This window comes from Salinisphaera sp. LB1 (assembly GCF_003177035.1).
Lineage (GTDB): Bacteria > Pseudomonadota > Gammaproteobacteria > Nevskiales > Salinisphaeraceae > Salinisphaera.
Genome location: NZ_CP029488.1, coordinates 3619769 through 3642394 on the forward strand (window position 1 = coordinate 3619769; position 22626 = coordinate 3642394).

The following is a 22626-nucleotide window of genomic DNA, read 5'->3' on the forward strand; positions in this document are numbered from 1 at the left end:
TTTCACAGCGTCGATGCGCCCATGTCGAGTTATCAGTGCGCTAATGAAGCCGTGAATACAGGCAGTTTATCCGCAGATTGCGCAGATCACACCAATTGAAAGCACGCGTTTGTAAAGGTCTTCGGTGCGCAGGGTAATTGTTTCGCTCGCCCGCCCGGGGTTCGCATCGGGCGATTTATTGCCGAAGCTCGATTCGTATCAAACAGCGATGAGCTGGCCTCCGAAGCGGGTCATCCATCAAAGGCTCGCTGTCTCGAATCTGCGTCATCTGCGGATACTATCTTTTCGGGTGGCGCAGTCGCGTAGGTCGGATTAGGTGCTTGCACCGTAATCCGACAGCCGGGCCCCGGCATCCGCCGATTGAGCGTCGGATTACGCGCTGCGCGCTAATCCGACCTACGGCTGCTCGCCACAGCTTCCGACACCTTGATCGAGATCACGGATTCAGGCGCTTCGTCCAGCGGTTGCGCAGATTGACGGAAACACGTCCCCTGGGTGGACGACGAAACGACAGGCGCCTGCACCCCGCATGCATCAGGCCGTCTGTTCGCATCGACCCATCGACCGCGGGACAGCGACGCACCGGAGCAAACCGCCCGACGTCGAACCAACTCCGGGTCCTTGTCTTAAATCTGCGTCATCTGCGCAATCTGTGGATGTGCTTACCAGAACCTTACGTTCTCGCGCGACCCGGCGCCGCCGGCTCGATGACGTCGATCCCGCCCATGTAGGGCCGTAGCGCGGCGGGAATGCCAACGCTGCCGTCCGCGCGCTGGTGGTTTTCCAGCACCGCGACCAGCGCGCGGCCGGCGGCCACGCCCGAACCGTTGAGGGTATGCAGCAGCCGCGGTTTGCCGGTGTCCGGGTCGCGGTAGCGCGCGCCCATGCGCCGCGCCTGAAAATCCCGCGTATTACTGATAGACGAGATCTCGCGATAGGTCTGCTGGCTGGGCAGCCACACTTCCAGATCGAAGGTGCGCGCGGCCGAGAAGCCGATATCGCCGCCGCACAGATCGACCACACGATAGGCCAGCTCCAGGTCCTGCAGCACGCTCTCGGCGCTGGCGAGCATGGCCTGGTGGCAGGCATCCGAATCGTCCGGATGGGCGATATTGACCAGTTCGACCTTCTCGAACTGATGCTGGCGAATCATGCCGCGCACATCGCGCCCGGCCGAGCCGGCCTCGGCGCGGAAACACGGCGTGTGCGCCACGAAGCGCAGCGGCAGTTGCTCCGGCTCCAGGATTTCGTCCGCCACCATGTTGGACACCGGCACTTCGGCGGTGGGAATGAGGTAGTAGTCGTCCGGCTCGGCCAGACGGAACAGATCGTCGCCGAACTTGGGCAGCTGACCGGTGCCGTAAAGCGACTTCGAATTCACGATATAGGGCACGTTGACTTCGGTGTAGCCGGTGCCGATATGCTTGTCGAGCATGAAGGCGATCAACGCCCGGTGCAGCCGTGCAATGCCGCCGCGCAGCACGGTAAAGCGCGCGCCGGTAATCTTTGCGGCCGTCGCGGCGTCCAGTCCGTCCAGGCCCTCGCCGATCGCCACATGATCGGCCACCTCAAAGGTGAAATCCGGCGGTTCGCCCCAATGACGGATGACCGCATTGTCGGCTTCATCCGCGCCATCCGGCATGGCGGCATCCGGCAGATTGGGCAGACCGGCCTGGATATCGGCAAGCTGCCCGGCCACGGTTTCCAGTTCGGCCTTGGCCCGGTCGAGCTCGGCGCCGAGCCCGGCCACGGCCTCCTTGAGCGGCTCGATGTCCTCGCCCGCCGCCTTGGCCTTGCCGATCGCCTTGGAGCGCTGATTGCGCTCGGCCTGCAGTGATTCGGCCCGCGTCTGCAGCGCCTTGCGTTTTTCTTCCAGCGCGCCGTAACCGGCCGCATCGAATTCGAAGCCGCGGCGGGCGAGCGCCGTGGCCACGCTTTGCGGGTCATTGCGCAGCAGTCGGGGGTCGAGCATCGCGAGATCAGGGTTAGAATGGCCGCGCGCATTATAGAGCCTGTTGCGGTTTCGTGCGGCACCGCGCCATCGGCCCGCAGCCGCCGCGCGCCGTTGGCAATGCCGTGGCGCCGTGCTACACAAACGATCGACGCGACGGCCGCCTGCTGCTGCTCGCAGATCACGGCGGACAGCAACAGGCCGCAAAACGGCACCGGCGCGGCCGGGCGCCGCGGGCCCAATCAGACACTGGCAGTGGGACTGCCCGGGAGCGATGCATCATCAGTGCCTGGATACTCATTACAATATCGCTGATCTACATCGGCGTACTGTTCTATATCGCCTATGCCGGCGACCGTCGTGGCCGGATGATGCGCCGGCCCGGGCCGCGCCCGGTGGTTTATGCCCTGTCGCTGGCCGTGTTCTGCACATCGTGGGCGTTCTATGGCAGCGTCGGCAGCGCGGCCAGCGATGGCTGGAGCTACCTGCCGGTCTATCTCGGCCCGATGATCGCGTTGCTGATCCTGGCGCCGGTGCTGCGCAAGATGCTGTTGATCGCCAAGCAGCAGAACACGACCTCCATCGCCGACTTCATCGCCGCCCGCTACGGCAAGTCGCAGGGGCTGGCCGCGCTGGTCTCGGGCATCGCCCTGCTGGTGGTGCTGCCGTACATCGCGCTGCAGCTCGACGCGCTGACCACCTCGTTCAACATCATCGTGCACGGCGCCTACAGCCGCCCGCAAACCGAAGTCACGCTGGCCGGCTGGACCGACACCGGCCTGCTCGTGGCCATCGCCATGGCGGTGTTCTCGATCGCCTTCGGCACCCGCCACGTCAATCCGCGCGAATCGCACCAGGGCATCATCCGCGCGATCGCATTCGAATCGATCGTCAAGCTGGGCGCTTTTCTCATCGTCGGCGCGGTCGTCACCTTCGGCATGTTCGGCGGTGTGCACGAGCTGTTCGCCCAGGCGAAAAACGTCCCCGCGTTCCGTGACCTGTTCAATCAACCCCTGATCACGCCGCGTTTCATCACGATCTTGATTCTGTCCACGTCGGCCACGCTATGTCTGCCCCGCCAGTTCCATGTCGGCGTGGTCGAGAACACCGAAACACGGGACCTGAATACCGCGCGCTGGTTGTTCCCGCTGTATCTGTTTCTCATGTCGCTGTTCGTGTTACCGCTGGCCGCCGCGGGGCTGACGGTGTTCGGGGCCAACACGGTCGACCCGGACCGTTTCGTGATTGCCTTGCCGATGCATGCGGACATGCCCTGGCTGACACTGGTGGCCTACGTCGGCGGCGTATCGGCGGCGACGAGCATGGTGATCATGGCGACCGTCACCCTCGCCACCATGATCTGCAACGAGATCGTGGTGCCGATCGCGCTGCGACTGCCGGGCGCGCAATTCGGACACCGCCAGGATCTGTCACGCGCGCTGCTCAACACCCGGCGGATTCTGATCGTCGTCATTCTGATCCTGGCCTGGGCGTTCTATCGCATGTTCGCCACCAGCCAGACGCTGGCCGGGATCGGTCTGCTGTCGCTGTCGGGCGTGGTGATGTTCGTACCGCCCATGATCGGCGGCATATTCATACGCCGTATCACCCGCCGCGGCGCGATCAGCGGTCTGCTGGCCGGCCTGCTGATCTGGCTGTATACGCTGGTGGTGCCGATCATGGTCACCCAGGGCTGGCTACCCGGGGGCTGGATGGCGGCCGGACCGTTCGATATCGGCTGGCTGGCACCGCAGGCGCTATTCGGCACGCACTTCGGCGACACGCTCACCCACGGCGTGTTCTGGACGCTGGCGGGCGAGATCGCGGTCATGGCGTCGGTGTCGCTGAACACATCGATCACGCTGATCGAACGCGCCCAGGCCGTGGCCTTCGTGGATCTCGGCATGCGGCGCCAGCCGCGCAGCACCACCGACGTACGCCCGCCCGCGATCCGGGTCGGTGAACTGGAGGTCCTGCTGCAGCGCTTTCTCGGCCCGCAGGCCGCGCGCGCCGCCCTCCACGAGTACTCCGGCCATCACGATCGCCAGCTGCTGTCCAACCAGATCGTGGACGCATCGCTGCTGCAGTTCGCCGAACAGCGTCTGGCCGGCGTGGTCGGCAGCGCCTCGGCCCGTCTCATGCTGGCCTCGGGGCTGCGCCAGCGCGATCTGGCCCTGGAAGACATGGTCCGCCTGCTCGATCGCACCGCGGACGCCGTGCAGTTCAATCGCAACGTGCTCCAGGCCGCACTCGAGAATATCGACCAGGGCATCTCCGTGGTGGATCAGGACCTGCGGCTCGTCGCCTGGAACTCACGCTATCTCGAAGTATTCGAATACCCGCCCGGCATGGTTCGTACCGGGCGCCATATCGCCGATCTGATCCGCTTTAACGCCATGCGCGGCGAATGCGGACCGGGCCCGGTCGAGGAACATGTGCGCAAGCGGCTCGAACACCTGCGCGAAGGCAAGCCCCACCGCTTCGAGCGTCATCGCCGCAACGGCACGGTGCTGCAGATGACGGGCAACCCCATGCCCGGCGGCGGTTTCGTGACCACGTTCAACGACATCACCGAATTCAAGCGCAACGAAGCCGCGCTGACGCGCATGAACGAAGAGCTCGAGGCGCGCGTGGCCAAGCGTACGGAGGAACTCTCGCGCGCCAACGAAGGCCTGCGCCGGGAGAACCAGCAGCGCGCCGAAGCCCAGCGCGCCGCACTCGAGGCCCGGCGCGAAGCCGAACGGGCGAACCTGTCCAAGACCCGCTTCCTGGCCGCGGCCAGCCACGATTTGCTGCAGCCGCTCAACGCCGCGCGGCTGTTCGCCGCCGGCGCCGAACAGGGCAGCGCCAGCGCCCAGAGCACCGCGCTGCAGCAGATCCAGATGTCGCTGGAGGCGGCCCAGGCCCTGCTCGAACCGCTGCTGGATATCTCCAAGATCGACGCCGGCGCGTGGGACGTCAAATACCAGGCGTTCCCGCTGTCGCGCATCCTCGACCCACTCACTCGCGAGTTCGATGTACTGGCCCGCAATGCGGGGCTCGTCCTGCATGCCGTGCCCTCGAACGCCTGGGTCCGGAGCGACCCCAACCTGCTGCGCCGGATTCTGCAGAACTTCCTGTCCAATGCGGTGCGCTACACCGAGACCGGCCGCGTGCTGATCGGCGTGCGGCGCCGGGCCGATCACGTGCGTATCGAGGTCTGGGATACCGGCCCCGGCATTAGCGAGGACCAGCTCGAATCCGTTTTCGAGGAATTCCAGCGCGGCACCTCGAGCCATGCCTCCGGCGAGCGCGGCCTCGGCCTCGGTCTATCCCTGGCCGACCGCATGGCCCGGCTGCTGGGCCACGAGATCAAGGTCAATTCCAAGCCGGGGCACGGCACCGTGTTTCGCATTCATATCGAACGCGTGGCGCCGGAAACCCCGGCCGCGGATTCACCGGCAACCGAACCGGTCGCCGCCCAGCCGATCCACCGCGCATTGTGCGTGGACGACGACAACGCATCGCTGGACGCACTGGTCGGCCTGCTCAAACGCTGGGACATCGATTGCATGACTGCGCCGCCCGAGGACGCCCACGCCCTTCTCGCCGACGAGCCGTTCGATATCGCGATCTTCGACTACGACCTCGGGGAACACAACGCCAACGGGCTGGAGCTGATCGAATCGCTGGGTCAGCGCTTCCAGGACACGCGCTTCATCCTGGTCACGGCCAATCGCAGCCAGGACATCATCGCCCGTGCCGAGGCCATGAACATCGGCCTGGTCTACAAACCGATTGGGCCGGAGAAACTCCGCGAAACCGTGCGCCGACCAGTGCGCGGCGGCGAAATCGAAGCCGTATGAACCAATGGGCGGGTGACAGCCCGCGGCGCCCTTTGACCGAACCGTTGCAGGTCGGATTAGCCGAAGGCGTAATCCGACCAGTTGAGCCGCTCTGCCATAGGCGAGTGAACCAGCCCACCGGGCATGGCCTGTCGGCTTACGGCCTGCGGCCTAAGCCGACCTACGCGCGTTGATCAAGCTGTTGCAGGTCGGATTAGCCGGAGGCGTAATCCGACAAGCCGGCCGGCCGCTCAGGCCCGCCGATGGACTGGAATCCACGAGGCATGGCTGTCGGCTTACGGCCTGCGGCCCAAGCCGACCTACGCGCGTTGATCGAGCTGTTGTAGGTGGATTAGCCAGAGGCGTAATCCGACAAGCGAGCCGCTCTGTCAGGGAAGATGAGCCCGACCCGCGAGGCACGCCCTGTCGGCTTACGGCCTGCGGCCTAAGCCGACCTACGCGCGTTGATCGGGCGGTTGTAGGTCGGATTAGCCGGAGGCGTAATCCGACAAGCGGGCCGCTCTGGGATAGGCGATTGAGCCGACCCACGGGGCGCGGCCTGTCGGCTTACGGCCTGCGGCCTAAGCCGACCTACGCGCGTGGATCGGGCTGTTGTAGGTCGGATTAGCCGAAGGCGTAATCCGACAAGCGGGCCGCTCTGGTACGGGCGATGGGCCGCCCCAACGGGTACGGCCTGTCGGCTTACGGCCTGCGGCCCAAGCCGACCTACGCGCGTGGATCGGGCTGTTGTAGGTCGGATTAGCCGAAGGCGTAATCCGACAAGCGAGCCGCTCTGTCAGGGAAGATGAGCCCGACCCGCGAGGCACACCCTGTCGGCTTACGACCTGCGGCCCAAGCCGACCTACGCGCGTTGATCGGGCGGTTGTAGGTCGGATTAGCCGGAGGCGTAATCCGACACGCGGGGTGCTCTGGTACGGGAGATGGGCCATCCCACCGGGCGCGCGGCCTGTCGGTTTACGGCCTGCGCAGCAGGCCCGCCGACGATGGGCGCGCGTGATGTGCGGTTTCGTGCCGGCTCAGGAGTTCGAGTCGTTCAACTCGCGGCGGGCGTAATTGCCCCAGTCGATCTCCAGACTGCGCGCGGCGATCACGGCCTGGGTGCGCGTATGCACTTCCAGCTTGCGCAGTATCGCGGTGATATGGGCCTTGACCGTAGCCTCGGAAATATCGAGATCGATCGCAATCTGCTTGTTGAGCAGGCCATCGGTGAGCATCATCAGTACCCGCTGTTGCTGCGGGGTGAGGGTGGCGAGTTTCTCGGTGAAGCTGTCCTTGTCCGGCTCCGCGTTCTCCGCATGCTCGGGAATCCAGCGCTGGCCCGACAGCACCGCCGCAATGGCCTCGGCCATGGTCTCGGGCGACGACGATTTCGGGATGAACCCGGCCGCGCCATGTTCGAGCGAGGCCTGAGCAATACTCGCGTCCTCGTGCGCGGATACCACGATAACCGGCAGTGACGACGCCACGCTGCGCGCATGCACCAACGCCGAATAGCCGCGCGCGCCCGGCATGTTCAGGTCAAGCAGCAACAAGTCGGCGTCGCCATGACTATCCGCGAGCAAGGCGGTCAATTCATCGACGCTGCCCACGGTCAATAGTTCAGGCTCCCCCAGCGCCTGGGACACGGCCTGGCTGAGCGCGGTGCGAAACAGCGGATGGTCGTCGGCAATGATGACCCGATGTGCGCTTCCGGCTTTTGAACTTGTATTCATATAGTAGACGGCCTCGGCGTTTTTCCCCCACCCATCATATACGACCTAGCGATGATAGACCTATTGCTGATAGTGGCAGCCGGCGGATCGTTGCACCGTACAGAGATACGCTGAAGAGTGTTGCGCCCGACTGCTTGCAAACAGCTTATCTGAATCCCGCCGCTTCGCGAACCGGCGGCGGGGGAAGTCGCGCTGTATGTGCGTTCCGCGCCTCGATCACGCATCGACCCATAGTTATTTTCAATCGGTTTCTGCGCTGCATTGCCGCGTTCAATACCCTCCGTCCCGGGGCCTGTTGTCGATTCCGGCGACGCCGCGTTGCGTCACCAGCCGGATCCCCCTAGCCTTCGTTGTATTGCTCATACCCACAAACTCCATATGCCGACGCGCCATTTGGTATTCGACGTCAACGAAACATTGCTCGACCTGTCGACGCTGGACCCGGTATTCGCCGACTTGTTCGGTGACCCGCACAGCCGCAGGGAATGGTTCGCAAGCCTGCTGCATTGGTCCACCGTTACGACCCTGACCGGATCGTTTGTCGATTTCACCCGGCTTGCCGGTCATTGCCTGGATCAACTGGCCACCCGGCGCGAGATCGCGCTTGATGCCGGTCAACGCCAGCGCGTGTTCGACGCCGTCGCCACGCTGGCGCCGCATGATGATGTACGCCCCGCCCTGGCGCGACTGCGCGCGGCCGGCTTCACGCTGACCGCGCTGACCAATTCCGCCCAATCGACCGTTGATGCACAATTCGCCAACGCCGGCCTCGATGCGGCATTCGACAACGTGCTTTCCGTGGAGAGCGCCGGCTGTTACAAGCCGCATCCGGCGGCATACGGCGTCGCTCTGAAGGCCCTGGACGCCACTCCCGAATCCCTGCGCCTGATCGCCTGCCACGATTGGGACGTCACCGGCGCATTACGCGCCGGTCTCAAGGCCGCCTTCGTCGCCCGCGGCGACGGCTCGCTCAATGCCGCCGGAGAACGCCCCGACATCGTGGGCCACGGCCTGGCGGACGTCGCCGAGCGCATCATCGCAGCCGACCAACGCGCGTAGGTCGGCTTAGGCCGCAGGCCGTAAGCCGACAGGCCATGCCTCGCGGGTCGGGCTCATCTTCCCTGGCAGAGCAGCCCGCTTGTCGGATTACGCCTTCGGCTAATCCGACCTACAACAGCCCGATCCACGCGCGTAGGTCGGCTTAGGCCGCAGGCCGTAAGCCGACAGACCGCGCCTCGCGGGTCGGGCTCATCTTCCCTGGCAGAGCAGCCCGTTTGTCGGATTACGCCTTCGGCTAATCCGACCTACAACAGCCCGATCCACGCGCGTAGGTCGGCTTAGGCCGCAGGCCGTAAGCCGACAGGCCGCGCCCCGTGGGTCGGCTCAATCGCCTATCCCAGAGCGGCCCGCTTGTCGGATTACGCGTCCGGCTAATCCACCTACAACAGCCCGATCAACACGCGTAGGTCGGCTTAGGCCGCAGGCCGTAAGCCGACAGGCCATGCCCGGTGGGCCGGTTCAATCGCCTATTGCAGACCGGCCCGCTTGTCGGATTACGCCTTCGGCTAATCCGACCTACAGCAGCCCGATCGATGCGTACGGGGCCGGGCTCAGGCGTCGTTGGATGTGCCATCCGCGGCGTCATTTTCGCCGGGATGGCTTCGGGTCTGGCGTGGGTCCTGGCCGGCGTCGAGCTCGCGCAGCCGTCTCAGCTTTTCACCGATCTTGATCTCGAGGCCGCGCGGGGCCGGTTCGTAATAGCGCGTGCCGACCAGCGCTTCCGGCAGGTAGGTTTCTCCGGCGGCATACGCCTCGGTCTCGTTATGGGCGTAGCGGTAGCCTTCGCTGTAGCCGAGATCCTTCATCAGGCGCGTGGGGGCGTTGCGGATGTGCATCGGCACTTCCAGCGAGCCGCGGTTCTTGGCATCCGCCCAGGCCGCGTTGAAGGCCATGTACACCGCATTCGACTTGGGCGCACAGGCCATATAGGCCGCCGCCTGCGCAATCGCCAGCTCACCTTCCGGCGATCCGAGCCGTTCGTAGGTTTCCCAGGCATCGAGGGCGATACGCAGGGCGCGCGGATCGGCGTTGCCGATATCCTCACTGGCCATACGCGTGACGCGCCGGGCGACATAGCGCGGGTCGGCGCCAGCCTCGAGCATGCGCGACAACCAGTACAGGGCGGCATCGGGGTCGGTGCCGCGCACGCTCTTGTGCAGCGCCGACATCTGGTCGTAGAAGTAGTCGCCGCCCTTGTCGAAACGGCGCAGGCCCGCGCTGAGTACTTCTTCCAGCTCGGCCTGGGTCACGACGCGCTCGTCGGTGCCGGCGGCAATCTCGGCGGCCAGTTCGAGCAGGTTCAGCGCGCGGCGGGCATCGCCGTCGGATCGCGCGGCGAGTTGATCGCGCAGCGCATCATCCATGGTCACGCCGAGCGCGGCAAGCCCGCGCTCCGAATCGCTCAGCGCTCGGTCGATCAAAAGTCGGATCGAATCGGCATCCAGCGCCCGCAGTACGTAGGTTCGCGTGCGCGACAGCAGCGCGTTATTGACCTCGAACGAGGGATTTTCCGTGGTGGCGCCGACCAGAACCAGGGTGCCGTCCTCGACGTAGGGCAACAAGCCATCCTGTTGCGCCTTGTTGAAGCGATGCACCTCGTCGACGAACAGCAACGTGCCCTCGCCGCTGGTTTGTTGTGCCTTCTGGGCTTCGGCGACGGCGGCCCGAATGTCCTTGACGCCGGCCATGACGGCCGAAATCTGCACGAAGCGCATGGCCACGCGCGCGGCGAGCAGGCGGGCCAGCGTCGTCTTCCCGGTGCCCGGCGGGCCCCAGAGGATCATGGAATGGATGCGACCGGCAGCCAGCGCGCGCGTCAGCGGCTTTTCCGGCCCGAGGATATGTGTCTGGCCGACATACTCTTCGAGCGTCGCCGGGCGCATGCGATCTGCCAGCGGGCGCGCGCTCGGCTCCGCGCCGGTCGCCAAGTCGATTTCCTGTTGTGTTGACACGAGATATTCTGCGTTGCGCTGTGAATGCGGGACGCGCGCCGGCCGGGCCGGTCGCGCCGTCGATCGCTGATCGATATCGCGCGAATGTAACACCCGGGCGCACCGGGCGCGCCCGGATTCAGGCGCGCTTTCGGCCCACCGTACCCAGACGGGCGGTCACCCATGCGACCCAGTCAATACCCAACACGCGAAGCAGCACAAGGGCCACGACTGCCCCGGCCGTATCGGCCATCCAGTCGTACGGGTCGCCGTCGCGGTAGCCGCTGGCCCACTGCATGATCTCGGTGCCGGCGGCAAAGACCGACAGCGCGATCAGCACGCGGAACGGCATGCGCAGATACAGCGCGCCGAACCAGGCGCCCATGACGAGAAAGGCAGAGCCGTGTTCGAATTTATCGAAAAATGGGATGCCCGGCGCGGACGGCGGATTCGGCATCAGGCAGCCGTAGACGAAGATCGCGCACAAAACCAGACCGAGCGCCCACCACAGCCGCCGCACCTGGCGCGTGCTCAATGGGACGTACCCTGCCCGCCATTCCCATTCGCGCGGCCGTCCACCACTTCCACGTTATTCGGCACCTTCAGGGTGAACTTCGATTCCGGGATTTTCGGATTGATCTTGACGTTGCCGAAGCTGATGCTGGTGGTCTGCCCAAGGTGGTCGTGCAGCTTCATCAGCGCCGGTACGTCGTTCTTCAAACCCAGATCCACGGATTTGAAATCGGTGTCCTTGGCTTTGGGTGTCAGGTGCACCCAGGTCAGCCCGTCGCGCTGGCCGCCATTGGTGATCTTGAACGCGTCGTTCAGGGCTTCGCCTCCAGTCAGCAACAGCGCGGGGGTCGCCTTGAGCGTGGCGCCGATATCGCGCACCGTCACCTGCGCCAGATCGACGTCGTAGAACTTGAAGACCTTGCCGTTGCTGACAATGATCTGCTTGTAGGGTTTTTTGTATTCCCAGCGGAATTTCTTCGGCCGCGACAGCAGGAACGTGCCGCTGGCCTGCTGCACGATATTGCCGTTGTCGTCGCGCTGGACCTGCTGGAAATCGGCCGACAGCGTATTGACCTTGTTGTAGAAACCCTGGAGGGCCTTGGAACCCGACTCGGCCTGGGCCAGACCGGCAACGCAGAAAAGCATCACAAACGCGACGAGCCAGCGGGTCATCCGCATACCTGAATCCTCGATGTCACGGGCGGACAACTCGATGGCCGCCGTCGAATAGAATGGCGATGATGCCGGCGAGCGTGGCGACGCCGCCGTGAATCACGCCTGAACTGGTCTGCGCGGCGCTCAATCGTCGTCCGGCGGCGCCGGCGCCAGCACCTCACGCCCACCGCTGCCTTCGGCCGGGCCGACGACGCCAGCGTTCTCCATTTGTTCGATCAGCCGCGCCGAGCGGTTGTAGCCCACGCGCAGCCGGCGCTGTACATAGGAAATCGAAGCCTTGCGCGACTTGAGCACGATGGCGACCGCCTGATCGTAGAGCGGATCGGCCTCGACATCGTCCTCGCCGTCCGCGCCGCCCTCGGCATCGCCGGCGCCGCCTTCGAGAATCTCCTCGATATAGTCCGGCTGGCCGGTCTGCTTGAGGTATTCCACCACCTTATGCACTTCGTGGTCGTCCACGAAAGCGCCATGCACGCGATTGGAAAATCCGGTGCCGGGCGGCAGGTACAACATGTCGCCGTGGCCGAGCAGGCTTTCCGCACCCTGTTGGTCGAGAATCGTACGCGAGTCTATCTTCGAGGCCACCTGGAACGCGACACGCGTCGGGATATTGGCCTTGATCAGGCCGGTGATCACGTCCACCGAGGGCCGCTGCGTGGCCAGAATCATGTGCAGCCCGGCCGCGCGCGCCTTCTGCGCGATACGGGCGATCAGCTCTTCCACCTTCTTGCCGACCACCATCATCATGTCGGCCAACTCGTCGACGATGATCACCACCGCCGGCAGGGGCTGGAGCGTCGGCAGTTCTTCGCCGGCCTCGGCGGCCTCGTTGGACTGCGCGTTCTTCGCGATCGGGTCCTCGATCGGCTGGCCGGCCTCGATGGCTTTTTTCACCTTCGTGTTGAAGCCGGCCATGTTGCGCACGCCGAGCGCGGCCATGAGCTTGTAGCGGCGCTCCATCTCGCCCACGCACCAACGCAGCGCGTTGGCCGCGTCCTTCATGTCGGTGACCACCGGCGCCAGCAGATGCGGAATGCCTTCGTAGACCGACAGCTCGAGCATCTTCGGGTCGATCATGATCAGGCGGACCTCTTCGGCCGTCGCCTTGTGCAGAATCGACAGAATCATGGCATTCACCGCCACCGACTTGCCCGAACCCGTGGTGCCGGCCACCAGCATGTGCGGCATCTTCGCCAGATCGGCGGTGACCGGACTGCCGCCAATGTCCTTGCCGAGTGCGAGCGTGAGCGGCGACGTGGCATTGGCATAACGCGACGAGTCGAGAATCTCGCGCAGCGCGACGATCTCGCGATCGGCATTGGGGATCTCCAGGCCCACCACGGACTTGCCCGGGATCACCTCCACCACGCGCACGCTGGTGGTCGACATCGCCCGCGCCAGATCCTTGGCCAGATTGGAGATCTGGTTGACCTTCACACCCGGCGCCGGGTCGATCTCGAAGCGCGTGACCACCGGGCCCGGCTGCACCGCCACCACCTTGGCCTGTACGTTGAAATCCGCAAGATGCTGTTCGAGCTGCGCCGACATGTGCTGCAGCACGGCCTCGTCCTGGTCGCTCTTGGGTTCGCGCGCCGGATCGAGCAGCTCGATCGGCGGAATCGGGCTGTCGCGTTCGGGATCGTACCGGGGCACATCGACCGGCTGTTCGCTGATCGGCAGATCGAGTTGGGTCGCCTTCTTCTTGCCGCTCTTGTCTTTCTTCTTGGGCTTGTTGACCGCGACGGAGCCACTACCAGCCGCGGACTCCGGCGCAGCCGCGGCGGGTTTTGGCGCGGCCTCGGTTGGGTCCAGGGTCGGCGCCTTGCGTTTCTTGGCGCGTCGTTTCTCGCGCCGGCTGGGTTTCGGCGGCGCGGCGGCGCGCTGTGCCGCGCGTTCGGCCCGGTCGGCGCGCCAGGCGCCGACGCGGTCGACCATCGCCCTCAGCATGCCGATGGCGCCACCCAGCACAAATTGGCCGATGCGTTCGGCCACCGCCAGCCAGGAAAACCCAAGGCCCATGGAAAGCGTGATCACGAACACGGTGGTCAAGGCCCAGGCCGCGCCGATCATCTTGATCACGCCGGCCAACGGGCGCGCCGCGGCCACGCCCACGACCCCGCCGCTGCCTTGCGGCAGACCGGTCGCCTGAATGCCGCCGAATATCAGCCAGGCCAGGCCGCAGGCCGAAATCAGGCACAGCAACAACGAACCCGCCCGGATGCTCTTGGACATGAGCTCGCCGCTCGGCCGCTTGCGATCGACGAAAATCAGCCAACCGCCGTACAGCACCAAAAACGGAAAAATGAACCCGAGATAACCGAACAGGCTGAGCAGGACATCCGCAAACCAGGCGCCAGGTACCCCGAGCAGATTGTGCACCGCGGTGCCGTTGCCGTTGTCGGACCAGCCCGGGTCGGCCGGGTTATACGAGATCAACGCCGCCAGCAGAAACAGCGTGATCGCCATGGCGATGAACAGCGCCGCTTCACGCAACAAGCGGCCGAGACGCTGACGATAGGCGCTCGGCGCCGCGTCGACGTCGTTGGCCGCACTGCGCGCGCGGCTTTTGGGGCCGGCCTTGGCGGCCTTGGACGCGGAATCCGCCTTGCCCTGCCTGCTCGCTGCCCTGGCCATTACCGCTGCACTCCACGGATGCGATCGAAGTCGATGGGTTGTGGTTCCGTAGTCCTCATGCGCATAGTGTAACCGAGGCTCATTGCTAGCTGTTGTGAGCGTCGGCGCAGACCCTTGAATTCAGGCTGTTTGCGCCAATATCGACGACACACGAGGCTAATACGAGGTAACGATGTCGGTCCGCCATTTCCTGCTTACCGAAGACGGCGCGATGGAGGAGTTCACCGAAGACGAGGCATCGGCGGTTGCTGAAGGCAAGCGCGATCTGCCCCGCTTCGCCGAGCAGCAGTTGCGCTATGTACAGGTCGCCTTCGACGATCAAGCCAACGACGAGGGCGAGATCCAGGTCAAGACCCTGGGCGCCATCGTGAAATTCGATGATGCCGGACGCCTGACCGAGGCCGATCGCGCGCACGATGCCCAGGAAGAACTCAACGAATTCGAACACGACGCCTGCGTGCAGTTCGCGCTGCGCGACACCCTGCCCCGGAGTTATGCCCTGAATTGATGGGTACGGATGCCCGCGTGTTCCAAGGGCGCCCGGCCGGGCGGCGCTTCATTCCACCCGCGATATCATGGCGACACTGACGCAGGCCGAAAGCATTCTCGATGTGGATGCCGCCGAGTGGAATGCGCTCTGTGGTACCGACCAGCCGTTCATCCAGCATGGTTTTCTGGCGTCGCTGGAGGCCAGCGGCAGCGTGTCGCCCGAACTCGGCTGGCAGCCGGCCCATGCCTTGCTGCGCACCGACGACGGCGCCCTCGTTGCCGCGGCCCCCTTGTATCTGAAAGATCATTCCATGGGCGAATTCGTATTCGATTTCGCCTGGGCCAACGCTTATGCCCAGGTCGGGCTGAATTACTACCCGAAACTGCTCAACGCCGTGCCGTTCACGCCCGTCTCCGGTCCGCGCCTGTTGGCCCGTGACGATGGCGCGCGCCGCGCGCTGGCCGGGGCACTGGCCAAACTGCCGGAGCACATGGGCGTATCGTCGTTGCACAGCTTGTTCGGTGACGACAGCTCCACCGCGGCCATGCTCGGCGCCGACGCGCACGCCCGCCGCGGCTGCCAGTACCGCTGGTTCAATCGCGGCTACGCCGATTTCGATGCATTCCTGCAGCAACTGTCGTCCAAACGGCGCAAGGAAATCCGGCGCGAGCGCCGCCGCATGACCGATGCCGGCGTAGCCATCGTCGTACGGCGCCCGGATGAGATCCCAGCAGCACTGTGGGACACGCTCTACGCATTCTATGATCGGACCTACGCCATTCGCGGCCAGGATCCCTATCTGACACCCGCATTCTTCGCCGAGCTGACGACGCGCATGCGCGATCAGGTGTTGTTCTTCATCGCCTACCACAACGACCATCCCGTGGGCATGGCCTTCATGATGCGCAGCGCCGACACCCTGTACGGTCGTCACTGGGGCTGCGAGACCGATTACCACAGCCTGCATTTCGAGACCTGTTACTACACCGGCATCGAATACTGCATCGAACACGGGCTGGCCTGCTTCGATGCCGGCGCCCAGGGCGAACACAAGATTCGGCGCGGTTTCGAGCCGGTCGCCACCTGGTCCACGCATGTGATCGCCGATCCGCGACTGGAACACGCCATCGGCGACTTCGTGGAACGCGAGGCCGCCATGATGGCGGACTTCGAGGCCGAGCAACGCCAGCGCTGCAATTTCGAACAAGCGCCGGCGACACCGCCGTGAGTGGCCTCCGACTCTACTGGCTGGACCCCAACCAGCCGGACGGCGCATTTCCCGATCCCGAGCTGGCCCTGGAAGAACCCAACGGCCTGCTCGCCATGGGCGGCGACCTCTCGCCCCAGCGCCTGCTTCGCGCCTACTCGCTCGGCATATTTCCCTGGTACAACCCGGACGAATCCATTCTGTGGTGGTCGCCGGACCCGCGTACCGTATTTCCCACGGACGGCGTCCGCGTCTCGCGGCGCTTTCAACGCACGCTCGCGCGACCGGACTATGCCGTATCGCTCGACCGCGCCTTTTGCCGCGTCATCCAGCAATGCGCCGCGCTGCGTGCCCATCGCGAAGGCACCTGGCTGGGCCCCGAAATGCGGGCGGCATACATCCGGCTGCACGAACTCGGCCATGCCCATTCGGTCGAAGTATGGCGCGAGGGTGAACTCATCGGCGGCCTGTACGGCGTCGCCTGCGGGCGCGTGTTCTTCGGCGAATCCATGTTCAGCACCGCCACCGATGCCAGCAAGATCGCGCTGACGTGGCTCGCGCGCCAACTGCATGCCTGGGGTTATCGGTATCTCGACGGCCAGGTAGGTTCACCGCATCTGTATCGCATGGGCGCGATCGACATCCCGCGCGCGCATTTCCTGGATGCCATCCGCCAGCCGGAACCCGCCGCGCCCCCCGAATCGCCCTGGCATTTCACCATCGACGCGCCCCGGGACCCGGCGCATCTTGAAAAAAGCCAGCGCACCAATACATCACGTACCAACTAAGCCATTGATGCGCCGGTCGCTTAAAACCGGGGCGCGAGCCGCCGTATCCAAAGCGTGATTGAACCCCGCGCGCACATGGCAGATAATTCCGCGCGTCAAACCGCGCAGAGCAAGAGATCAGGAGCTAATGGCAAAAGAAGACCACATCGAGATGGAAGGCACCGTCGTCGAGACGCTGCCCAACACCACATTCCGCGTGAAGCTGGAAAACGGCCACATCGTGACCGCCCACATCTCCGGCAAGATGCGCAAGCATTACATCCGAATCCTGCGCGGCGACAGTGTCACCGTCCAGATCACCCCCTACGACCTCACGAAGGGTCGCATCACGTACCGCGGCCGCTAACACGCCCCGCAAGTGACGCGGTGCGTCACTCTCTGACGCCCGCACCATCAAATGCTGCCCTGGCGTTCAGGCCAACATTCTGATTAGACTGCGATTCCCGACTGGCACAACTCGTGCTTTCATATGCGTGCGTCCAGTCGACATGACTATTTTCAGCACTCAAGGGGGGAACCCGCAATGAAGAAGCAACAAGGCTTCACACTGATCGAACTGATGATCGTGGTCGCGATCATCGGCATTTTGGCAGCGATCGCTATTCCGCAGTATCAGAATTATGTGACGCGCGCGAAGTACCAGAATGGTGTATCCGCTCTTGAGAGTGCGAAGACAGCAGCCGCCTTGTGTATGCAAGAGAACGCCGGCGATGGCACTACTTGTGCCGCTGATAGCTCGGTCAAAAATGCAATTCCTGCTGATACCGACATAAAGAATTTCACATTTTCGAAGCCGTCTGGCGGCACCAACACAATCACTCTCTCCTTTAAAGGCGACAGCAGTGTAGGTGGTTGCACGGTTACAGCTAAAGGCACGATGCACAGCAGCGCCATCACTTGGGATTACCAAACAAGCGGAACGAATTGCGACAAATCGGTCACCGGTTACGGTAGCTAACAGCGTCACAATTTAGGCCGCGTAGGTCGGATTAGCGCAGCGTAATCCGACAGAATCGGGCCCGGGGCCAAATCAACGCCCCAGCGCTTGATCACCCACGGGGCGCTTCGGTGTCGGCTTACGACCTCCGGTCTAAGCCGACCTACTTGGTTTGGCGCAAGGTAGCGGCCCGCGTAGGTCGGATTAGCGCAGCGTCATCCGACAGAATCGGGCGCGGGACCGAATCAACGCCCCGATGCTTGATCACTCACGGGGCGCTTCGGTGTCGGCTTACGACCTGCGGTCTAAGCCGACCTACGTGGTTTGGCGCAAGGTAGCCGGCCGCGTGGGTTGGGTTAGCGCAGCGTCATCCGACAGAATCGGGCGCGGGGCCGAATCAACGCCCCGATGCTTGATCACTCACGGGGCGCTTCGGTGTCGGCTTACGACCTTCGGTCTAAGCCGACCTACTTGGTTTGGTGCTCGGTCGCCGGCTGGCGTGGATCGCGGGGATGATTATAATCGGGCCACGGCGCGCGGCGGTCAGCGGCGCTATCTGGCTTCTGGCGTCATGACGCCGTCGGCTGCGCGCCGCGGATGCCGAACGGCAACATCGCCCTGCGCCCGCCGGCGATTCATGGGCAACGCACATATTAACGGCGCTTATTTCCGACCATGCATCGCTTGAAGTAACCCACGTGCTCGGCAAGCGTTTCGACATGGCCCGGCACCGCGCCGTCATTGGCGTCTGGTTGGGCATCGGATGGCTGATGCCCATCGCCTCGGGCTTCGATTATCGACGGACGCTGCTCACCGTCGCTCTTTGCCTGGCCGGCGCATCCGCTGCAGTTGCGGCACGCAAACCCATCAACGGTGTTGCCGGCATCCTCCTGGTTGCCGTGTTTTTCCTCGGTGCCGTTTCCAGCGCCGCCAGTCCGCTGCCGGCCTGGAGTGCGCTCGATACCGGTTACACACTATTGCTGGTAGTCGCGGCGACATGCGCGCTCGCGCCCGGCCTGGATGCGCTGTCGCCGAGGCCCGAGCGGCTCATCGCGATGGCGGCCTTCGCGCCCATCGCCCTGGCTTGTATCGCCGCGGTCGTCGTCATTGCCGCATCGCTGCTTAGCGGATTCGGGCTGCGATATCCCGAGCCGATGGGCAACTACGGCAATATCCGCTTCTTCGACCAATACCAGACCTGGCTGCTGCCGTTTCTGCCGGCGGCCTTTGCGTTGTCGTGCCCGCTCCCACGGGCCCGTCGCGTCTTCTGGTGGGCGCTGGTAAGCGTGATCGCGGTGTTTTTCTGGGCGCTGTACTGGCGTTCGGACGGGCGCGGAACGGGCTATGCCACGGCGCTGGCCACCCTGCTGGTACTGCTATTCTGCGGGCATACGGGCCGCCGCCATGCGGTGGCGATGGCGATCTTTGCGCTGGGCGGCTACGTCGTCTACGGCTTCATGTTTGCCAACGGCGCCAGCCACGCCCAGCACTTGCTGTCGGCATCGTCCGACGGCCGCCTTTACCTGTGGCGAATCGCGCTCGATCAGATCCTGCGTCATCCGCTGCTGGGCATCGGCCCGATGATGTTCGCGGATATCGACACCGGCCTGGCGGCGCACCCGCATAACGCCATTTTGCAGTTCGCCGCCGAATGGGGGGTGCCGGCCACCATCCTCATTGTGGCCGGTATCGCCTGGCTTTTATATCGCTGGCTGCGCTTTGCGCGACGCGCGTCGCGCGGTGGCGAGCACTCAAGGCGATGGCTCGTGGTGGCGCTAACCGCTTCACTGTTTGCCGGGTGCATACACGCGCTGGTCAGTGGCGTCATCGTCATGCCGGCGAGCCAGTTCATGGGCGCGACCGTCTGCGGCCTGGCCTTTGCGCTGTATGGCGCGTCCTCCCGACACCAAGCGATCGGCGCATTGGGCTTGCCGAGCCCAACAGGTCGAGCGGTTTTCGCGCTGGTCATTTTAACGGCCGCGGCCTATACGGCGCTTTTCAGCTATTGGCACGGCCCGCACCGCGGCGCACCGGGCATCAAGACGAATAGCGTTTATTTACGTAACGCCAACGAGCCACGCTTCTGGGCGGACGGCACGCTGATCGGCCGACGCCCGCGCCTGCCTCCGGACACCATCGAGCAATAATCACGACCCACTCGGCCCGGCGTATGTTTGACGTAAAATTTGGCCGCATAAACGCCGCGGCCAGCCTCGGGCCACCCGGCGGCCACGGCAACCGGCTGTGAATCCGCCGTCTGCGCGGGCTTCATGTTGTTAAGCACTGCCAGAAAGCCGGGCCCGAAGCGGCTGGGCCGTCGATAATTATTGAAAGTCCGCACGATTTCGACGACGATATGCAACACGTCTATTATTTACGTGCCGCGCCATGAATTCGCGCACAGTGTTCATCTACCCCGCTTCGGCGCTCCTCATCGGCGCTGTTGCCGCAGGCGTTTGTTTTTCCTGGCGTACTCATCACGACCCGGCAGTGGCCCAGCGGCCGGCACCGCCTGCCGCCGCGGTGGCGAACCGGCATTCGGCCGAGCCAACCGTTTCGAAATGGGCGGTACCGCCACCGCGGGCTCACGCGCGGCTGGCCTGGGCGCCAATGGACAGTCTGTCGCCATTGAAGCGCGAACATCATCACGACGTGAACGTCGTCACCATCACGCGGGCAAGCGTGCCACCACCGCTCAATCTCAAACTGCCCGCCAATACGCCGCGCGATGTGGCACTCACGAATGAAAGCCACGCGTCGCTTGTTTCGACCGTTCACTTGGTGCGGGCGCCGCTGGCCGGCCCGCTGGCAACGGACGCGCACCCGAATACCGGCAGCCGCAATGCGGCCACCCCGGCGCCGGACACGCACCTTTTTAACCGAAACAATGGCCTACGCGGCTTCATGGCGCACAACTGGCTCACCGAGAGCGTAGGCGTCCAGGGCGGGCTGGCAATCAAGGATGAGCGACTGCGCCAGAGCAGCACCGGCGGTCTCAGCGGCAACATGGCCGTCGGTATGGGCGTGCTCCTCGCGTTCTGAGGCCGAGCCGAGTAGGTCGCGGCCAAAGGCCGCAAGCCGGGATAGATAGAGCCCGGCGCGGGCCGGATCGTGGGCCCGGCTGGGGCTCCGGTTGAGCGGTGTATGGGTGGCTTCGGCCTGTCGGATTACGCCTTCGGCTAATCCACCTACGCGGTCTGCTTGGCCTTCGTCGGCCGGCTTGGACCGGAGCCTGTGAGTTGGCATTGCGCGCTCCGTGAATGGGCGAACATCCGGGCCGGCGTTCCCTCGCCGGGGGCGATCCGTCGGATTACGCCTGCGGCTAATCCGACCTACACAGTCTGCATACCCTGAGCGCATAAAAGGTGATTCACCCGCGCCCTGAACCCCAACGATCCGATCCGCGTTATCGCGAAAAACTGGGGCGCAAAGTCCGGTACGCGACAAACCGGCCATGTCGCCGGGGCTCAGCTCTTCAGACTCCTAGAGTCGCCCGTCCGTTTCGTCGGCGGCGAAGGCGTATTTCACGTCGTAGACGATATGCGCGGGCTTGCAATAACTGCGCACGGTGTCACTGCCGGCCTGGCGGAATTCGCGGTGCGCGACGGCCACGATGGCGGCGTCGTAGGTGCCGGGTTGCGGTGAATCGACCAATGTCAGCCCGTATTCGTGGGTCACCTTCGCCGGATCGGCCCACGGGTCGTATATATCGACGGTCGCGTCCATGGCCTGCATTTCGTGCACGATATCCACCACCCGCGTGTTGCGGATATCCGGGCAGTTTTCCTTGAACGTCAGGCCCATGATGAGCACGCGCGCGCCGTTCACCTGGATCTTCCGCCGCAGCATCAGGCGCACGACTTCGTGCGTGATATAACGGCCCATGCCGTCGTTAATACGCCGCCCGGCGAGGATGATGTCCGGGTGGTAGCCCACCGACTGCGCCTTGTAGGTCAGGTAATACGGGTCCACGCCGATGCAGTGCCCGCCAACCAGCCCCGGCTTGAATGGCAGAAAATTCCATTTCGTGCCCGCCGCCTCGAGCACTTCCTGGGTGTCGATGTTCAAGCGCCCAAAGATCTTGGAGAGTTCGTTAACCAGCGCCACGTTGATGTCGCGCTGGACGTTCTCGATCACCTTGGCGGCTTCGGCCACCGTGATCGACGAGGCCCGATGCACCCCCGCCGGCACAATCTGCCCGTACAGTGCCGCCAAACGATCCGCAATCTCGGGCGTGGAACCGGCCACCACCTTCACGATGTTGGCCAGCCCGTGCTCGGTATCGCCGGGGTTGGCGCGCTCCGGGCTGTAGCCGACGAAAAAATCTTCGTTGTACACCAGCCCCGAGCCGGCCGCGAGCATGGGCACACAGCGCTCTTCGGTCGCCCCCGGGTACACCGTGGACTCGTACACCACGATGTCGCCGCGCGACAGATACGGCGCGAGCTCGCGCGTGGCTGATTCCAGCGGGGCGAAGTCCGGTACCTTGGCATCCGTCACCGGCGTCGGCACGGTCACGACATAGATATTGGCGCCGGCCAGAGCGGCCGGATCGGACGAGAACGAGAGCCCCTTCGAGGCCGCCAGTCGCTCGGGCGAAACTTCGCGCGTGAAGTCATGGCCGTCGCGCAGCTGCGCGATGCGGTTTTCGTCGATATCAAAACCAAGCGTGGGCTGATGCTGGCCGAATGCCGCCGCCAACGGGAGCCCGACATAACCCAGCCCCAGAACCGCCAGCCGATCGTCTGCCGGCATATTTTTTTTCGACACGCCCCACCCTCTTTCTTATTTTGGCGCTACGCGACAGCCGCGTGCTCGGCCCGAGCCTGTAACCTTGGATCATACCGAAACTCGCGGTCGCCGGGGGCCTGGCCTGGCAACACC

At 64.4% G+C, this 22626-nt stretch carries 16 protein-coding genes; 9 read left to right on the forward strand and 7 right to left on the reverse strand.

Translation table 11 applies throughout. The features are described 5' to 3' along the window. Positions 1-673 precede the first annotated feature (673 nt). Positions 674-1972, reverse strand: coding sequence for a serine--tRNA ligase (gene serS / locus SALB1_RS16185; RefSeq protein WP_109994781.1), 1299 nt, complete (start codon positions 1970-1972; stop codon positions 674-676). Between the two features lie 350 nt (positions 1973-2322). Between serS and SALB1_RS16190 the strand changes: the two genes are divergently transcribed. Continuing rightward, entirely contained in the window at positions 2323-5796 is a 3474-nt protein-coding gene (locus SALB1_RS16190) for a PAS domain-containing hybrid sensor histidine kinase/response regulator (protein ID WP_222843040.1), read from the forward strand. A gap of 1016 nt (positions 5797-6812) precedes the next feature. Here SALB1_RS16190 and SALB1_RS16195 read toward each other — a convergent pair. Next, on the reverse strand, positions 6813-7508 hold the full coding sequence (locus SALB1_RS16195; protein ID WP_109994783.1) for a response regulator transcription factor: 696 nt from the start codon (positions 7506-7508) through the stop codon (positions 6813-6815). Positions 7509-7886: 378 nt separating this feature from the next. On the opposite strand from SALB1_RS16195, the gene SALB1_RS16200 reads away from it, so the two are divergent. Next, positions 7887-8567: a haloacid dehalogenase type II gene (locus SALB1_RS16200; protein ID WP_109994784.1), complete on the forward strand. Its 681-nt coding sequence runs from the start codon at positions 7887-7889 to the stop codon at positions 8565-8567. Positions 8568-9118: 551 nt separating this feature from the next. Here the strand turns inward: SALB1_RS16200 and SALB1_RS16205 are convergent. The 4 genes from SALB1_RS16205 to SALB1_RS16220 form a co-directional block, all read right to left on the reverse strand. Next, positions 9119-10450, reverse strand: a complete 1332-nt coding sequence (locus tag SALB1_RS16205) for a replication-associated recombination protein A (protein WP_179950745.1) — start codon at positions 10448-10450, stop codon at positions 9119-9121. Between the two features lie 187 nt (positions 10451-10637). Continuing rightward, on the reverse strand, positions 10638-11033 hold the full coding sequence (locus tag SALB1_RS16210) for a VanZ family protein (protein ID WP_109994785.1): 396 nt from the start codon (positions 11031-11033) through the stop codon (positions 10638-10640). Continuing rightward, positions 11030-11683 (reverse strand): outer membrane lipoprotein chaperone LolA, encoded by a 654-nt coding sequence (lolA, locus tag SALB1_RS16215; RefSeq protein WP_158590785.1) that lies wholly within the window; start codon positions 11681-11683, stop codon positions 11030-11032. The genes SALB1_RS16210 and lolA overlap by 4 nt, the downstream gene beginning before the upstream one ends. 126 nt (positions 11684-11809) lie before the next feature. Next, a complete protein-coding gene (locus tag SALB1_RS16220; RefSeq protein ID WP_109994787.1) occupies positions 11810-14320 on the reverse strand; it encodes a DNA translocase FtsK in 2511 nt (836 codons plus the stop codon). A 172-nt stretch (positions 14321-14492) separates the two neighbouring features. Here SALB1_RS16220 and SALB1_RS16225 point away from each other — a divergent pair, with 172 nt between their 5' ends. The 7 genes from SALB1_RS16225 to SALB1_RS18845 all read left to right on the forward strand — a co-directional run bounded on the left by SALB1_RS16225 (position 14493) and on the right by SALB1_RS18845 (position 20784). Continuing rightward, positions 14493-14828, forward strand: a complete 336-nt coding sequence (locus SALB1_RS16225; RefSeq protein WP_109994788.1) for a hypothetical protein — start codon at positions 14493-14495, stop codon at positions 14826-14828. Between the two features lie 67 nt (positions 14829-14895). Continuing rightward, positions 14896-16038: a GNAT family N-acetyltransferase gene (locus SALB1_RS16230; protein ID WP_109994789.1), complete on the forward strand. Its 1143-nt coding sequence runs from the start codon at positions 14896-14898 to the stop codon at positions 16036-16038. Further along, positions 16035-16805, forward strand: coding sequence for a leucyl/phenylalanyl-tRNA--protein transferase (gene aat / locus SALB1_RS16235; protein WP_109994790.1), 771 nt, complete (start codon positions 16035-16037; stop codon positions 16803-16805). Before SALB1_RS16230 ends, aat begins: the two co-directional genes overlap by 4 nt. 127 nt (positions 16806-16932) lie before the next feature. Continuing rightward, positions 16933-17151, forward strand: coding sequence for a translation initiation factor IF-1 (gene infA / locus SALB1_RS16240; protein ID WP_109994791.1), 219 nt, complete (start codon positions 16933-16935; stop codon positions 17149-17151). Positions 17152-17328: 177 nt separating this feature from the next. Next, complete coding sequence (locus SALB1_RS19745; protein WP_109994792.1) at positions 17329-17763, forward strand: prepilin-type N-terminal cleavage/methylation domain-containing protein; 435 nt, start codon at positions 17329-17331, stop codon at positions 17761-17763. A gap of 677 nt (positions 17764-18440) precedes the next feature. Next, positions 18441-19889: an O-antigen ligase gene (locus SALB1_RS16250; RefSeq protein ID WP_109994793.1), complete on the forward strand. Its 1449-nt coding sequence runs from the start codon at positions 18441-18443 to the stop codon at positions 19887-19889. A 505-nt stretch (positions 19890-20394) separates the two neighbouring features. Further along, a complete protein-coding gene (locus SALB1_RS18845; RefSeq protein WP_147420772.1) occupies positions 20395-20784 on the forward strand; it encodes a hypothetical protein in 390 nt (129 codons plus the stop codon). A gap of 441 nt (positions 20785-21225) precedes the next feature. Here the strand turns inward: SALB1_RS18845 and SALB1_RS16260 are convergent, their stop codons facing one another. Then, positions 21226-22497: a nucleotide sugar dehydrogenase gene (locus SALB1_RS16260; protein ID WP_109994795.1), complete on the reverse strand. Its 1272-nt coding sequence runs from the start codon at positions 22495-22497 to the stop codon at positions 21226-21228. Positions 22498-22626 lie beyond the last annotated feature (129 nt).